The organism is Sedimentibacter hydroxybenzoicus DSM 7310 (assembly GCF_013403245.1).
GTDB classification, from domain to species: domain Bacteria; phylum Bacillota; class Clostridia; order Tissierellales; family Sedimentibacteraceae; genus Sedimentibacter; species Sedimentibacter hydroxybenzoicus.
On sequence record NZ_JACBNQ010000001.1, the window covers coordinates 424378 to 439303 of the forward strand.

Below are 14926 nucleotides of genomic sequence, written 5' to 3' on the forward strand. Positions count from 1 at the left end.
GTTATTTCAGTTAAGTCCTTTCCTTAAATTTTCTGCATTTTGACTCATCAGATCCAAATAAGTTACGCCTTTATTAAAATCGTCCTTCGATACATTGTGGCACGAATGGAACAAAAGCATTTCAGCTCCGGTATCTTCACAAATACTTCTTGAAATCTTAGGATCCGTAAGCTCTTCATGATATATTACAGATATTTTATTTTCCTTCATTTCGTCAATTATTTTAGCAATATCATGGGCACTTGGTTCGGTTTCCGAGGAACAATTGTCATAGGCAGACATATATTCCAATCCGTATTCCTCCGTGAAATAGTAGAGGGCGAATCTTCCTCCAAAATAGATTTTATTATGCTTGCCATTCTTTACTATTTCAGAAAATTCAGCATCTAGCTCATCCAGTTGTTTTTTGTAATTTTCTGCATTTTCCTTGTAATATGAAGCATTTTCAGGATCTACATAACAAAGTGAAGCAGCAATGTTATCAACCATTTTCTTTGCTATAACAGGACTGGTCCATATATGAGGGTCATATTCGTGGCTATGACCGTGTTCTTCGTTTTCGTGTTCATGGTCTTCATCTTCATGTTCATGATCAATATCTTCATGTTCATGGTCTTCATCTTCATGTTCATGATCAATATCTTCATGTTCATGGTCAGCATCTTCATGTTCATGATCCTCGTCTTCATGATCATGGTCGTGCTCTTCTTTAACAAGCGTTATACCGTTTGAAACATCCAAAATATTCAGCTTTTCATTTTCGATGCTTTGAATTATCCTGTCTGCCCACGGCTCCATATATTCTCCGGTATAAATAAACATATCAGCATTACCTATAGTTATAATATCACCGGGAGTAGGTTCAAAAGAGTGACTTTCCGCTCCGGGAGGAAGCAGCAGAGCAATATCCGCCTTATCTCCTGCGATTTGACGTGCAAAATCATATTGCGGAAAAAGTGTAGTTACTATTTTTATTTTCTCATTATTATTATCATTTTCATTTAAATCAGAAGCCTTTTGATTTTGGGTACATCCAAATAGGGCTATGACCAAAAGCATAACCAAAACGACTGTTAATATTTTTTTCATTGTAAACCTCCAAATTATTTAGTTATAAGCTTTGTAAATAATTTGGCGATTTAATTATCAAGTCTTACCTTTAAATTTACTAATGTAGTGTGTTTGTTAATTGAGTATAAGAAAAGTATGTTACACAATAAAATTAAAATGTGGCTGAGAGAGACTGCATAAAACGACCTGACTGACATGCCTACATATTTTAAAATCTTGTGTACAAAATTAAGATTTTCGCATATCGAGCACACATGCTCGGTGCAGCTATGAGATGTATGTAAATTAATATAGATTACAGAAAAGAGGAAAGCTGTAATTATGCATATAGTTAATATACCGGCAATAAATTTTTTGATCAATTGCTTTTCCATAACGCCCTCCATAACTGTAATTTAATATATCCACATTTTACTATAGTTTTTATAAAAAATCAATCTTGGTTATTTTAAAATCAATCTTGATTTTATTGATATTTATGTTTTAAATTTACTCAGTTGGGTATTTAATCTATAAATATTTATAAGGAGGATGTAATATGACAGTAAAATGGAACGGAGCAAATTTAATTAAAACTATAGCGGAAAACGAAGCGGGAGCGACAAAATTTTATAGAGCAATAGCTGAAGAGGCAAGAATTGGTGAAAAATTTTTTGAACTTTTGGCACAAGATGAAGAAAAACACGAAAAAATTTACAATGCATTGTTAAAAAGATTCGAGAAAAACATTGAAATTGAACTTGAGGAAAGTGATGCTAAGTATATGGATTTATTGATTGAAGCTAATAATCCTTTTGACGATGAGCTGATTGAGAAGGCAAAGAAAATGTGGGATAAGAGTCAAATATTTGAAATTGCTGAGCAAGCTGAAAGAGATGCAGTATTATTTGTGTCAGAATTACAAAGATTGTATCCTGATATGGCTGCCGAGGAAATGGCAATTATATCAAAGGAAGAAAAGTCGCATTTACAGAAAGTTCTTGAAAGAAAAAGAGAAAGTCAACCTATGTTTGGAAGAGGAATGTAAGAATCAAAAAAATCTGGGGATACCAGATTTTTTTATTCCGCGTTCTTTTTATTATTTGTTCGCTTTCTGTGCTTTACGCATTCGTTCAGCAAATATTCTATTTGTCCGTTGATGGAACGAAAATCATCCTCAGCCCAAGCGGCAAGCTCTTCCCAAAGCGTAGGCGATAACCGTAAAAGTAATTGCTTTTTTTCTTTATCTTTTTTGTCCAAAACGATAACCCTAGTATAAAGATCCTGAATTTACTATTGGCTGAGCATCCTTGTTTCCGCATAGAACAACCAACAGGTTGCTTACCATTGCCGCCTTTCTTTCCTCATCAAGCTGGACGATATCGTTCTTGTTTAGCTTATCCAAAGCCATTTCAACCATGCCAACTGCTCCTTCAACAATCATTTGTCTCGCATCAATTATAGCTGATGCCTGTTGTCTTTGCAGCATTGCCGCAGCAATTTCAGGAGCGTATGACAGATGGGTTATTCTTGCTTCAGTTATCTCTAAACCGGCCATTTCTACCTTTGATTGTATTTCATACTGAAGCTTCCTTGAAATTTCCTGACTGCTTCCTCTGAGTGTTTTTTCATTGTCATCTCCAAAAGTGTCATATGGATATAACCTTACTATATTTCTTAAAGCAGAATCACATTGGATCGATAAAAATTCTGTATAATTATCTACGTTAAAAACTGCCTTTGCAGTGTTAACAACCTTCCAGACAACTACTATACCGATGATTATAGGATTACCCAATGCATCATTTATTTTTTGTTTATCATTATTTAAAGTCATTGCTTTCAATGATATTTTTTTGTTCGGTAGCTGTATATTCACATCTTTCATACTTTTATCGCGTATAGAAGTGTCAACCGAGATTGCAGCGGTATTTGCCTTCGGTGAGCCGTTATTTACTGCAGATACGAAGGGATTGACAAAATAAAATCCTTCGCCCTTTAATGTTCCGTAATACCTTCCGAATAAAGTCAGAACAAGTGCTTCATTAGGCTTTAAAATTTTAAGCCCGCCAAAAATTATGGGTCCTGCAAAAAAGGCATACAGAGCACCGATAATTAAAAAGGTGACGCCTATAAAAGTAGTTTTTTCAGGTCTGGTTAAATAAATGACACTAAAAACAAACAGAGCAATTGCTGCTATCATAAGCACTATATTAGCTATTAATACTATCATTCCGTTTTCTGATTTTGGAGTTATTTCTTCATTATGGAGAGTTTGTTTGTTTAATTCTGACATATTAATCACCTCAATTAAGATTATGATATCAATTTGATATCATATTTATATTATATACATATTATTTTTGTTTGTCAATTGTTTAAAATTTTATTGACAAAATTAATATTATAATGGTATTCTATATTTAGATATTTAGACAAATGTCTAAATGATAAGGGGCGGTGATTGATAAATGAGTTTTCAAGACAGCTTTAAAGCCTTGTCAGATCCAACAAGGCGTCAGATTATAGAATTATTAAGAAACGGAAAATTAACGGCAGGTGAAATAGTTGACAAATTTCATATGACCGGAGCATCTATTTCCCACCATTTATCTATATTAAAAAATGCAGGTCTGGTTACAGATGATAAACAGGGGAAGTATATTTATTATGAGCTGAATTTATCCGTTGTCGAAGAAATTTTGTCATGGCTGGTTTCGCTAAAGGAGGAAAGAAATGAATAAAATATTTAATCAGAATAACTTTAAAATGTGGATAGTCTTTGTTGTATCACTTTTAATAGCGATTATTTCATACGGATATTTACCGGAGATGATACCTGTTCATTTTGATGCAGCCGGAAATGTAGATAATTATGCAAACAGAATAAGTATTTTTTTAACACCCGCAATAAATTTAATGATGATTATTTTGGCAGAGGTCGTAAGAAACATTGATCCAAAGAAAAGCGCATATGAAAAGTTTAATAAGCAATATTATTTATTGTTCTTTTTAGTTTCATTGCTGATGCTGGTGATAGAATTATATACCATAGCATTCAGCCTGAATATGAAAATATTCAATATCAATGCCATTATGCCGTTCGGGGTAGGTCTGTTGTTTACCGTAATAGGTAACATGATGCCTAAGTTTAAACAAAACTTCTATGCAGGTATACGCACGAGCTGGACTATTGCAGACAGTGATGTATGGTATAAAACCCACAGGCTGGGAGGAAAGCTATGGTTTGTCGGCGGTATATTGATGATGGTTTCGGCAATACTTCCGACACAGCTTAAAGTGATATTGTTTTTTACGGTGGTGACTGTGTTGGTAATAGTTCCTATGGTTTATTCATATGTGATTTACAGAAAAAAATATAATTAAAATTAGTTATGGGATTGTGTAAATTTACATGGTCTCATAACTTTGTATCTACGATAATTCGGGAGATAAAGGAGGAATTATTCTCCTGAAATTTCCAAAACTTTATTATACAATTTTGTATCAATATATATACCACAAATGATTAATTCATCTAATATTGGCTTTATTATAGTAACTATACCTAATTCTTTAGCTTTTAAAATTACTCCAATAGTTCCTGTTATATTAAGCTTGTAATATCTTGCATATTTTCTGGCTAACAAATCATCTATTATACATAAGTCAGCTTCTATTTCTTTCGCTAATATCATTACCTCAACTTCACCTTTGTGAAGGCTTGCTACGAATATTTTTTTGGCTTCCTCATTTTTTATCTTAATTATTTTAATAAAGCCACTTTCTTCAATAAAATCATTAGATTCTTTTAAATTTGAATCTAATATAATCTCTTCATAAACAGCATAGGGTATTATTATTTTTCCATATATCTGCTTCAACAAATCTAATCTTCCAATCTTATTTAGTGCTATTATTGGGGTTGAATTAGCTATTATCTTACGCATTTTTTATATCCTCTAATAATTCGTTATCATCTGTAAAGTTAAATATTGATATTTTATAAGATGCAAGCAACTGGATGAAGTCTTCCTTTGACATTTCGGCGAGCTCAGAACATTGTCCTAAAGATAATTTTTTTTCCTTATAATATTTTACAGCTACCGTTCTTTTCATATCCTTAATGATATTTTCGCTACTTTCCCTTAATGAAAGTACTATCTCCTCCGGAAAAGATATATTTGTATTATAATTCATATATTCACTTCCTTCCTTTTGAACAATGTATTTGTTTCATAATTTATTATATAATTAAAGTGCTATAAATACAATGAAATATTATATGCAAAAGAAGTTAAGGATATGCTGTTCAAACATTTTATAAAAAATAATATAATTTTCAATAGGCAGCATACGAAAACCTAATCCGGATATTTTTTTATCGGGTACAACAGCACCCATTTCGGGAAAGTCGAAAGCTTATCAATTTTATTCATTAACATGCTGTGCCACTTTAAAGCTCCTTCCCTGCTGTCTGAAGCAATGTATAAAATAATTTCTTCAAGGTCATACAATGCATCCTTCAGAAAAGTAATTTTATAAATTTCCATCTATGAGACCCTTCAGTCTTTCATCTACTTCAGCTAAGTCACAAGTTTTTTCACCGCTTATTTTCTTCATCAATGCTTCTAAGAGTTTTTCTCTTAAATCCAATTGTTCTTCTCTGCGAGTGTAATAGTCTATACTCATTACTACCAAATCGCCTTCACCATTTTTTGTTATATAGACAGGTTGGTCCTGTTCCTTGCAATATGAGGATATGTCGTTATATTCATTTCTTAAAGCTGTAGACGGTTTTATTTTCACAATTATCTCCTATCAAAATAATAGTCTTATTCTATACTTATTATATAATTAAAATGATAGAATTACAATAAAATATTCTTTATAATTTTATAATTTTATTTTTTATTAAAATCTGATAAAATAACTATAAAGAATAAACGATTGGAGAAATACTTTGAAAACGAGTGAAAAAATATATAGAGAAAATTCATATCTCACATCTATGGAGTCAGAGGTTGTGAGCTGTGTTCAAAAGGATGACTATTATGAAGTGATTTTAGACAAAACGATATTTTATCCTCACATGTCCGGAGGGCAGCCAAAGGATGAGGGAACCATAAATGGTATAAAGGTAATTGATGTGCAGGAAAGGGGCGAAGAAATAATACATGTGCTCGATGAGCCTGTAAGCGGAAGAGCTTCTCTTTCCATAGATTATGGAATCCGATTTGACTACATGCAGCAGCACACAGGACAGCACATACTGTCATACGCCATTGCACAGTTATATGACGGAACGACAGTGGGATTTCATTTGAGCGATAACTACACAACCATAGATATAGATAAGGTACTTACTGATGATATGGTTGTGGAAGCTGAATTGTTAAGCAACAAAATAATTTATGAAAATAAAGCCATGACAGCAGATACATACAATTATAAAGAAGCACGGGAATTAAAATTAAGAAAACTGCCACCCGAATTAGACAATTTAAGGATAGTATCTATTGCAGATTATGATGCGGTTGCCTGTGGAGGAACACATGTTAAAAATACAGGTGAAGTGGGCATAATAAAAATAACAAAGACGGAAAAATATAAATCAGGAACAAGGATAGAGTTTTTATGCGGAAAGAGGGGCTTGGATGATTATATAAACAAGAATAATGAGTTAACAAAGCTGTCATCTATGCTTACCTGCAGAACGGATATGCTCTTGGATAATATAGAAAAAATATTGACAGAAAATAAGATGATTAAAAAGGATTACAATCTTTTAACAAATGAACTTAATGAATACAAGGCAAGAGAATTAAAAAATGAAGCAGTAATAAAAGGTAATATTAAATTTGTTTTTGCTAAATATAATAGTGATATAAAGGACTTAAGATATATTTGTTCTAAAATAACCGAAGACGAAAATTATGTGTCCGTATTGGTTTCAGAAAAAGATAACACTTGTAATTTGGTTATGGGTCAGGCAAAAAATTTAAACCTTGCTTTAAAGGAAGTATTTGAAAAATGCAAAGGCATAATTAATGCCAAGGGAGGAGGCAACAACTACTTACTACAAGGTCAGGGAACTGCTTTAAAGGGTGAAGAATGCATAGAATCAGCTAAAAGCATCCTCTTTAACTGACAAAAGTGTCGCGGGGGACGAAGTGTCGCGGGGGACGGGGTTGCTGACATAAAATTTAATGATAAAAAATGGAGGTTACAATGATAGTATCTACAACACCAACTTTAGAAGGAAAAAGAATTATAGAGTACAAGGGTATAGTATTTGGAGAGGTAGTTTCAGGAGTGGATTTTGTAAAGGATTTTGCTGCAGGTCTTACAAACTTTTTCGGCGGAAGATCAAATTCCTACGAAGGAGAGCTTATAGAGGGCAGAGAAAATGCTATCGAAGAAATGAAGCACAGAGCGATGCAGATGGGTGCCAATGCGGTTGTAGGAGTAGACGTAGACTACGAAGTATTGGGAAGTGCCAACAACATGCTGATGATTATCGCATCCGGAACAGCAGTAGTGGTTGAATAAAATATAAAATTATACTATAATTGTGTTAAAGAAGGGTGGGATTAAATTATGTCTGAAATTCAAGATAAAAAACATATAACAATAAATGAATTTTATAAAATTGATTTTGAAGATGGATTCATATATGAATTGATTGACGGCATAGTTTGTATGTCAAAACCAAACATTGAGCATCAAAGAATTTCAGGCAAAATAATCAGAAAGTTTGGAGATTATTTTGACAATACGGAATGTGAACCATTACAGGAAATTGAGGTAAAACTGAAGGAAGATATTCTTGTTCCTGATATTTCGGTAATTTGTGATGATTCTAATTTTTCGGAACAAAGATATAATGGTGCTCCGACGATTGTTTTAGAAATATTAAGCCCATCAACAACTCATACGGATTTATTCACGAAGCTTTATAAGTATGAAGTATCCGGAGTTAATGAGTATTGGATAATTTCCCCTAAAGGGAGAACTGTCACAATACACAACTTCAAGGAAAGAACAGTAACAGTATATGATGAAACAGAAACAGCCAAGTCCGAAATATTCGATGGATTAGAATTAAAATTAACAGACATATTTTAAACAACATCAGCCCGTTTATGATTATGACGGGCTTTTTTTAAGTAATAATCGCTGTATATACTAAACATTTATTAGTAATACAATTATAAAGAAGAAAATGCTTATTAGCAGAGATCAATCCAGTAGATTTGCTGAGCCTTGCCTTCGTAAATATTTTCGCAGGTTAAAATACCACCGCAGCTAATTGCAGTTTTTATCGAAGGAATATTGTCTTTATCACATATAATCATAACTTTTGGAATCTTTAAATTATATGCTTCATTTAAAGCCAGTAAAAGCTGCTGTTTCCCATAACCTTTTCTTCGTTCCGATGGACGAATTCCATAACCAATATGCCCGCCATGCTTTTCTAATTCGGGAGTTAAAGAATGACGCAATTGAATACTTCCAATTATCTTATTATCAGTTTTTCTGACGGAAAAAAATGTGCTTGCATGGACATTTTTTCTCAGTTTATCTTTTTCAATTGAAAGAACAAGTTTGAGCCATTCATCAAAATTATCAGCTTGAGCTATGCCGCAACTTCCATTGATCTGAGTTTCACCAAAGTCAAAATATTCTTGTCGATATTCCCAAATGGCTTCTTTTAATTCATAAGAAGGTCTTATGATAATCAATTCATTTGTCATTATCTCACCCCAAAAAATACAAATTTTCTTCATACCCTCATTATAGCACATTATATAAATACAAGAAACTTCTAAGAAAAGATTTGCGTCATCTGCTTAATGAATAAAATTTGATTTTGTATTGGGAATAAGTTACAATAAAACAGTGATTAAAGTATTAAAGGTATAGATATGGGTGGGTTATGAATATTTATTTATTAAGGCATGGACAAACTAATATTAACAGAGACGGAATATTTCATGCAGATACCGACAAAGAGTTAAACGAACTCGGAAGAAAGCAAGCTGAATTATTAGGAAAGAGAATACAGAAATATCATATAGATATTATATAATTGCAGCATTAGTATTGTAAATTATGATATCAAAAATAACAAACAAATTGTGAAGTGTGTTAATGATACCGGGCATTTGGAGGGTTTGATATATTCTTAAAAAATGTCACGAACAGAAGTGACAGAGATTACCTATAATAATGGAGGTACATATGTTGGATAAAGTTATTCAGGATTGGGACAAGGCTGCTAAATTATATTCTGAATTTGAGGCTGCATCAAAATATGCTGCCTTTTGCCGCGAATTTATTACAAATTATTTTTTTGATATTAAGAATAAAAACGTACTGGATGCAGGATGCGGCAATGGTGAACACACACATATTTTGTCACAGAGGGGCGGACATGTAGTGGGGTGCGACGGTTCGGTTGAAATGCTTAAACTGGCTAAATTTAAGTATCAATCTTATAGATTTGACCATGTTAACCTTTTAAACCGGATACCATATCAAAACAATGAGTTTGACATAGTTCTATGTAATTTAGTTTTAATGGATATTGACCCTGTAGATAATGCTATTTCGGAATTTTACAGAATTCTTAAAAATGATGGTACATTCTTTTTTTCTATTGTTCATCCTGCATTTTATCAGGCTGTCTGGGAACGAAACGAAGAAGGTGTTGCATTATCAAAAAAAGTATCAGGTTATATAACATCTAAGGCCGTGCAGCAAACTTTTTGGGGCAATACAATGCACTATCACAGACCGATATCCTATTATTTCAATAAAATTTCAGACGCAGGATTCTCATTGAAGAATATGTTCGAACCAAAGGTTTATGAGGAAGAAAAAATTCCTGATATACCGTTGTATCTGTTTGCTGAGTTTATTAAGCGATAATTGTATATGATTATTGTTTAGTAAGTGTAAAAATGTCAAAATATATAGTAAGATAACTTTATTCAGAAAGGAAACAGTTATGAAAATAGAAATCCGTGATAGAAGAAGAGAAGATGTTAATGAATTTTGTGAGTTTTTATATAGGCTTGATAATGAAGCTGAATACATGCTTGTTGAAAAAGGCGAACGAAATATTGATGAAGAAGTAATTTCCGGTAATATTGGGGCTGTTATAGATAGCGGGGACGCATGCTATATTGCAAAGGATGATAAAAATATAGTTGGGTATGCTATTGCCGTCAGGGAGAATTTCATCAGGACAAAACATGTTGCTACAATAGTTATAGGTATACTTGAGGATTATTGCAGCAAGGGCATCGGCTCCATGTTTTTTCGAAATATAATAAATTGGGCTGCTGAAAATAATGTAAAGAGACTGGAATTAACCGTAATAAAAGAAAATGTAAGAGCGGTGAATTTATATAAAAAAGTTGGTTTTAGTATAGAAGGAATAAGAGAAAAAGCTACATTTATGAATGGAAGATATTATGATGAACTGTATATGGCAAAAATACTAGAGTAAAGGTTGCAAGCAACCTCAGGCTGCTGAAAAAGTCCCCCTGCTTCGTTGCCGCTGCGCCGGTCAATCCTCACGTATGTCTGAATACGCTGCGGTTGCCCGTCTTCCGGCGCCTTGCAGGATGAACTTTTTGAACAGCCTATCAGATTGATGACTTTGTCATAAATCTGAATAAAAAGGTTGCAACCTTTTTACTCTAATATTATACGGTCTATTTTATTGTTTTTCTGCTTATCTTTATTTATATACCCGCCCACATAGCCGTTTTGCCTTGATGTAAGATTACCGCGGTTCTCGGCTTGTGGATTTGCAATGGCTAATTCTCTTGCATATTCTGCCTTCATTTGATCTAATGCAATTTTAGCTTCTTTAGATGGTATAACTCTTTTTTTGTTTTCCGACATATTATCACTTCCTTCTATGGGATATTATTTGATAATTTTAAATAAATAATTCAAAATAGATAAAATTAAGATTAAATTAATATTGGAGGAAGATAATATTTAATACTGCTCAAATTTACTGCATATGATATACTTATACAAATAACAACAGACAGGATGTGATTGATTGAAAAAATTGTTACCTTTTATGAGGAATTACTTATTTTACGCAATACTATGCCCAATTTTAATGATCCTGGAGGTATTGGCAGATATTGTAATTCCATATCTGATGTCGAGGATAGTGGATGTCGGGATTGCAAACAACGATATAAATTACATAGTAAAACTAGGACTAATAATGATTTCGGCAGCGGTTTTCGGTATTATATTAGGTGTGATAAGCTCACACTTCGGTGCCAAGGCAGGTCTTGGATTTGCTGCTGAGGTCAGAAAGGAGCTTTTTAAAAAGGTTCAAGGCTTTTCCTTTGCAAACTTGGATAAGTTCTCCGTATCATCTCTCATAACGCGATTGACCAACGACTGCAACACTTTGGGGCAGGTAACGATGATGAGCTTGAGAATGGCGGTAAGAGCTCCGTTTATGATGATATTTGCACTTATTATGGCACTGAGGATAAATGCTCCATTAGCTAAGGTTTTTATGGTTGCCATACCGGTTACCGTAATTTTACTGACTATAATTTTATCGAAGGCAAGACCTTTGTTTTTACAAATGCAAACTCGGGTAGATAAAGTTAATGGGATTATTCAAGAAAATCTTATAGGAATCAGAGTGGTTAAATCCTTTAACAGACAGAAGTTTGAAGAAGGTAAATTTAAAGAAAGAAATGATGCATTAAGAAATACTGCATTAAAAGCAGTATCCATAATTATTTTCTTCATGCCTGCATTAACAATAATTATTTATTCAACTATAATTTCGGTATTATGGTTTGGAGGAAAACAGATAGTTGCAGGAAATATGGGAAGCGGAGATTTAATATCTTTCATAACATATATAACTCAAATATTAATGTCATTGATGATGCTGTCATTCTTTTTCATGCAGCTGATGAGAGGAGCGGCTTCAGTAAACAGAATAGTTGAAGTTTTAAATACCGATTCGGAAATTGTTGAGATTGAAAATTCTGTTTCAGAAATTTCGGAGGGGTCAATCAGCTTTAATAATGTAAGCTTTAAATACCCGGGAAGTGCGGAAAAAACCTTGCAAGATATTAATTTGAATATAAAGACAGGAGAAGTAATAGGAATAATTGGTTCTACCGGTTCTTCCAAGTCAACGCTGGTTCAGTTAATACCCAGACTTTATGATGTAACGGGAGGAGAAGTTAAAGTAGGAGGTATTGATGTAAAAAATTACAATATAAAAGCGCTGAGAGACAATATTGCGTTTGTGCTTCAAAAGAATGTACTATTTTCCGGAACCATCAGGGAAAATATGCAGTGGGGAAATGAAAATGCATCCGATGAACAAATTATAAATGCACTGAAGCAATCTCAGGCGTGGGAGTTTGTTTCCAAGTACGGTGACGGATTGGACCACAAGGTTGAGCAGGGCGGCGATAATTTCTCGGGAGGTCAAAAACAAAGATTGACTATTGCCAGAGCATTGCTAAAAGCGCCCAAAATAATTATATTAGATGATTCCACAAGTGCGGTTGATGTGGCAACAGATGCTAAAATTCAAAAAAGCTTTAAAGATGAGCTCGGCGATGTTACGACAATCATAATAGCTCAGCGAATTTCATCTATACAGCATGCAGACAGAATTGTAGTTATGAATGAAGGAAAGATAGAATCAATCGGAAAACACGATACATTAATGAAATCTTCTCTGATATACAAAGAAATATATGAATCACAGATGAAAGGGGTGGTAGGTCTATGAGAGCAATGAAGAGTTCATCCGGTAAGGCTTCAGGTAAGCTCAGACCAACCGATCCTAAAAGAACACTGATAAGATTGTTCAGTTATTTTAAATATAATAAATTATTGTTTTTTACGGGGATTATATTTATTATACTTGGTTCGGTGGCTGAAATAGCTATAAATGGTATGCTAAGCCCGGTTATTGATACTTTGATCGGCGATTTTGTAATGTCTAAATTTTTGATGTATATAGCTATTATGATTTTAATGGCTGTATCTATAGCAATATCCCAATATATAGGTAATTTGTCCATGGCTAAGTTAGCTCAAAAAACCGTGCATAGAATACGTGAAGAAATGTTCTCAAAAATGGAACAGCTTCCTGTTTCCTTCTTTGACAAGCATACTCACGGTGATTTAATGTCAACATTCACAAATGATGTGGATATGCTTAACCAGTCATTGGAGCAAAGCTCCTCTCAAGTCATTATGTCATTCATAACAGTTGTGGGTACCTTTATAATGATGCTGATTTTAAGTCCTTTGATGACAATGGTTGTTGTAGCAATGCTTGGAGTAATGTTCTTGGCAATCAAGATAATAGGGCAGAAATCATCAAGCAATTTCCGCTACCAACAGGCAAGCTTGGCAGGGATGAACGGATATATAGAAGAAATAATGACGGGGCAAAAAGTTGTTAAGGTGTTTAATTATGAGGAACGAGTCATAAATAATTTTAATAAAAGGAACGAGGATTTAAGGATTGCGGGTACTCGTGCATCTGCATACGGTGTAATGATGATGCCTATTATGGGAAATTTGTCATATGTATTGTATGCGATTATATCAATGCTTGGAGCGTACATGGTAATGCTTAACAGGTTCAGCGTCGGAAACATTGCATCCTTCTTGCAATATACGAGAACTATTTCAAGACCTATTACCATGGTATCAAACCAACTTAATACCCTGTTTGCTGCTTTGGCGGGAGCTGAAAGAATATTTAATGTATTGGATGAAATATCTGAAATAGATACAGGGGATGTAAGATTACAAGAAGATTGTGAAGGCAAGAATAATCTTTGCTGGATTGTTCCGAATGAGAACGGTGAAGTTGAAAAGGTATCTTTAAAGGGGTACATAACGTTTAAAAATGTAGACTTTGGATATACACATGATAAAAAGGTTTTGAAAAATATTAATTTATATGCTAAGCCGGGTCAAAAAATCGCTTTTGTAGGTTCTACCGGTGCAGGAAAGACTACAATTACCAATTTAATAAACAGATTTTATGAAATTAATGACGGAGAAATTCTTTATGATGGTATAGATATAAAAAGAATTAATAAATTTGATTTGAGAAGTACAATGAGTATAGTATTGCAGGATGTTCATCTGTTTGAAGGAACTGTTGCAGACAATATACGATACGGCAGGCTGGATGCTACCGACGCAGAGGTTAAAGCGGCTGCCAAGCTTGCAAATGCACATTATTTTATAAAGAATCTGCCTGACGGTTATAATACTGTGCTTACTGCCGACGGTCAGAATTTATCGCAGGGAGAAAGACAGCTTCTCTCAATAGCAAGAGCAGCAGTAGCCGATCCTATCATACTGATATTAGACGAAGCCACATCATCAGTCGATACAAGGACTGAAAAGTTGATTTCTGAGGGAATGGATAAGCTGATGGAAGGCAGAACTACTTTTGTTATAGCACACAGGTTGTCAACTGTCCGCGATTCAAATGCGATTATGGTGCTGGAGCATGGTGAAATAATCGAAAGAGGAGACCATGATGATTTAATGGAACAAAAAGGCAGATACTACCAGCTTAATATGGGTGCCGTTGAATTAGAGTAGTGAAATATTGTTTAAAGCCTGTTTATGTGCTATTATATATATAGCAAATAGACAGGCTTTTTAAATTAAATACTATCTACGATTATCTTACGGCTTGTCATCCTGAGAGCTTTAGCTCGAAGGATCTCAGAACTTTAAAATCTGAGATCCTTCGCTAACGCTCAGAATGACAAGGTATGTACGTTATTGGTTTATTCATAGCAATGACATGAGCGGACGATAT

20 protein-coding genes are annotated in these 14926 nt (G+C 33.7%); 11 read left to right on the top strand and 9 right to left on the bottom strand.

The features are described from left to right. Nucleotides 1–6 precede the first annotated feature (6 nt). Nucleotides 7–1089, bottom strand: a complete 1083-nt coding sequence (locus HZF24_RS02035; RefSeq protein WP_179236586.1) for a metal ABC transporter solute-binding protein, Zn/Mn family — start codon at nt 1087–1089, stop codon at nt 7–9. A 520-nt stretch (nt 1090–1609) separates the two neighbouring features. Between HZF24_RS02035 and HZF24_RS02040 the strand changes: the two genes are divergently transcribed. Continuing rightward, on the top strand, nt 1610–2098 hold the full coding sequence (locus HZF24_RS02040; protein ID WP_179236587.1) for a ferritin family protein: 489 nt from the start codon (nt 1610–1612) through the stop codon (nt 2096–2098). Nucleotides 2099–2130: 32 nt separating this feature from the next. Here HZF24_RS02040 and HZF24_RS02045 read toward each other — a convergent pair whose 3' ends face one another. Both HZF24_RS02045 and HZF24_RS02050 read right to left on the bottom strand, forming a co-directional pair. Next, nucleotides 2131–2310, bottom strand: a complete 180-nt coding sequence (locus HZF24_RS02045) for an Arc family DNA-binding protein (RefSeq protein ID WP_179236588.1) — start codon at nt 2308–2310, stop codon at nt 2131–2133. 10 nt (nt 2311–2320) lie between these two features. Beyond that, the gene (locus HZF24_RS02050) at nt 2321–3346 is read right to left on the bottom strand and encodes an SPFH domain-containing protein (RefSeq protein WP_179236589.1); all 1026 of its coding nucleotides are present in this window, start codon (nt 3344–3346) and stop codon (nt 2321–2323) included. A 175-nt stretch (nt 3347–3521) separates the two neighbouring features. On the opposite strand from HZF24_RS02050, the gene HZF24_RS02055 reads away from it, so the two are divergent. Beyond that, nucleotides 3522–3794 (top strand): autorepressor SdpR family transcription factor, encoded by a 273-nt coding sequence (locus tag HZF24_RS02055; RefSeq protein ID WP_179236590.1) that lies wholly within the window; start codon nt 3522–3524, stop codon nt 3792–3794. Then, nucleotides 3787–4437, top strand: a complete 651-nt coding sequence (locus HZF24_RS02060) for an SdpI family protein (RefSeq protein ID WP_179236591.1) — start codon at nt 3787–3789, stop codon at nt 4435–4437. The genes HZF24_RS02055 and HZF24_RS02060 overlap by 8 nt, the downstream gene beginning before the upstream one ends. Before the next feature lie 77 nt (nt 4438–4514). On the opposite strand, the gene HZF24_RS02065 is transcribed toward HZF24_RS02060, so the two are convergent. From HZF24_RS02065 to HZF24_RS02080, 4 genes are all read right to left on the bottom strand, one after another. After that, entirely contained in the window at nt 4515–5000 is a 486-nt protein-coding gene (locus HZF24_RS02065) for a DUF3368 domain-containing protein (RefSeq protein WP_179236592.1), read from the bottom strand. Then, nucleotides 4993–5250: a UPF0175 family protein gene (locus HZF24_RS02070; protein WP_179236593.1), complete on the bottom strand. Its 258-nt coding sequence runs from the start codon at nt 5248–5250 to the stop codon at nt 4993–4995. The genes HZF24_RS02065 and HZF24_RS02070 overlap by 8 nt, the downstream gene beginning before the upstream one ends. Nucleotides 5251–5414: 164 nt before the next feature. Beyond that, nucleotides 5415–5603: a type II toxin-antitoxin system RelE/ParE family toxin gene (locus tag HZF24_RS02075; RefSeq protein ID WP_179236594.1), complete on the bottom strand. Its 189-nt coding sequence runs from the start codon at nt 5601–5603 to the stop codon at nt 5415–5417. Beyond that, complete coding sequence (locus tag HZF24_RS02080) at nt 5590–5859, bottom strand: type II toxin-antitoxin system prevent-host-death family antitoxin (RefSeq protein ID WP_179236595.1); 270 nt, start codon at nt 5857–5859, stop codon at nt 5590–5592. Before HZF24_RS02080 ends, HZF24_RS02075 begins: the two co-directional genes overlap by 14 nt. A 154-nt stretch (nt 5860–6013) precedes the next feature. Here HZF24_RS02080 and HZF24_RS02085 point away from each other — a divergent pair, with 154 nt between their 5' ends. From HZF24_RS02085 to HZF24_RS02095, 3 genes are all read left to right on the top strand, one after another. Beyond that, nucleotides 6014–7201, top strand: a complete 1188-nt coding sequence (locus HZF24_RS02085) for an alanyl-tRNA editing protein (RefSeq protein ID WP_179236596.1) — start codon at nt 6014–6016, stop codon at nt 7199–7201. 80 nt (nt 7202–7281) lie between these two features. Next, nucleotides 7282–7602, top strand: coding sequence for a putative heavy metal-binding protein (locus HZF24_RS02090; protein ID WP_179236597.1), 321 nt, complete (start codon nt 7282–7284; stop codon nt 7600–7602). 48 nt (nt 7603–7650) lie between these two features. Further along, a complete protein-coding gene (locus HZF24_RS02095) occupies nt 7651–8178 on the top strand; it encodes a Uma2 family endonuclease (RefSeq protein ID WP_179236598.1) in 528 nt (175 codons plus the stop codon). A gap of 104 nt (nt 8179–8282) precedes the next feature. Here HZF24_RS02095 and HZF24_RS02100 read toward each other — a convergent pair whose 3' ends face one another. Continuing rightward, nucleotides 8283–8807, bottom strand: coding sequence for a GNAT family N-acetyltransferase (locus HZF24_RS02100; protein ID WP_179236599.1), 525 nt, complete (start codon nt 8805–8807; stop codon nt 8283–8285). A gap of 182 nt (nt 8808–8989) precedes the next feature. On the opposite strand from HZF24_RS02100, the gene HZF24_RS02105 reads away from it, so the two are divergent. From HZF24_RS02105 to HZF24_RS02115, 3 genes are all read left to right on the top strand, one after another. Further along, on the top strand, nt 8990–9142 hold the full coding sequence (locus HZF24_RS02105) for a histidine phosphatase family protein (protein WP_179236600.1): 153 nt from the start codon (nt 8990–8992) through the stop codon (nt 9140–9142). A gap of 152 nt (nt 9143–9294) precedes the next feature. Further along, the gene (locus HZF24_RS02110; protein ID WP_179236601.1) at nt 9295–9984 is read left to right on the top strand and encodes a class I SAM-dependent methyltransferase; all 690 of its coding nucleotides are present in this window, start codon (nt 9295–9297) and stop codon (nt 9982–9984) included. Between the two features lie 79 nt (nt 9985–10063). After that, complete coding sequence (locus HZF24_RS02115; RefSeq protein WP_179236602.1) at nt 10064–10567, top strand: GNAT family N-acetyltransferase; 504 nt, start codon at nt 10064–10066, stop codon at nt 10565–10567. A 188-nt stretch (nt 10568–10755) separates the two neighbouring features. Here the strand turns inward: HZF24_RS02115 and HZF24_RS02120 are convergent, their stop codons facing one another. Then, entirely contained in the window at nt 10756–10968 is a 213-nt protein-coding gene (locus HZF24_RS02120) for an alpha/beta-type small acid-soluble spore protein (RefSeq protein ID WP_179236603.1), read from the bottom strand. 187 nt (nt 10969–11155) lie between these two features. Between HZF24_RS02120 and HZF24_RS02125 the strand changes: the two genes are divergently transcribed. Next, nucleotides 11156–12859, top strand: a complete 1704-nt coding sequence (locus HZF24_RS02125) for an ABC transporter ATP-binding protein (protein WP_179236693.1) — start codon at nt 11156–11158, stop codon at nt 12857–12859. A 5-nt stretch (nt 12860–12864) separates the two neighbouring features. Continuing rightward, complete coding sequence (locus tag HZF24_RS02130) at nt 12865–14703, top strand: ABC transporter ATP-binding protein (RefSeq protein ID WP_179236694.1); 1839 nt, start codon at nt 12865–12867, stop codon at nt 14701–14703. Nucleotides 14704–14926 lie beyond the last annotated feature (223 nt).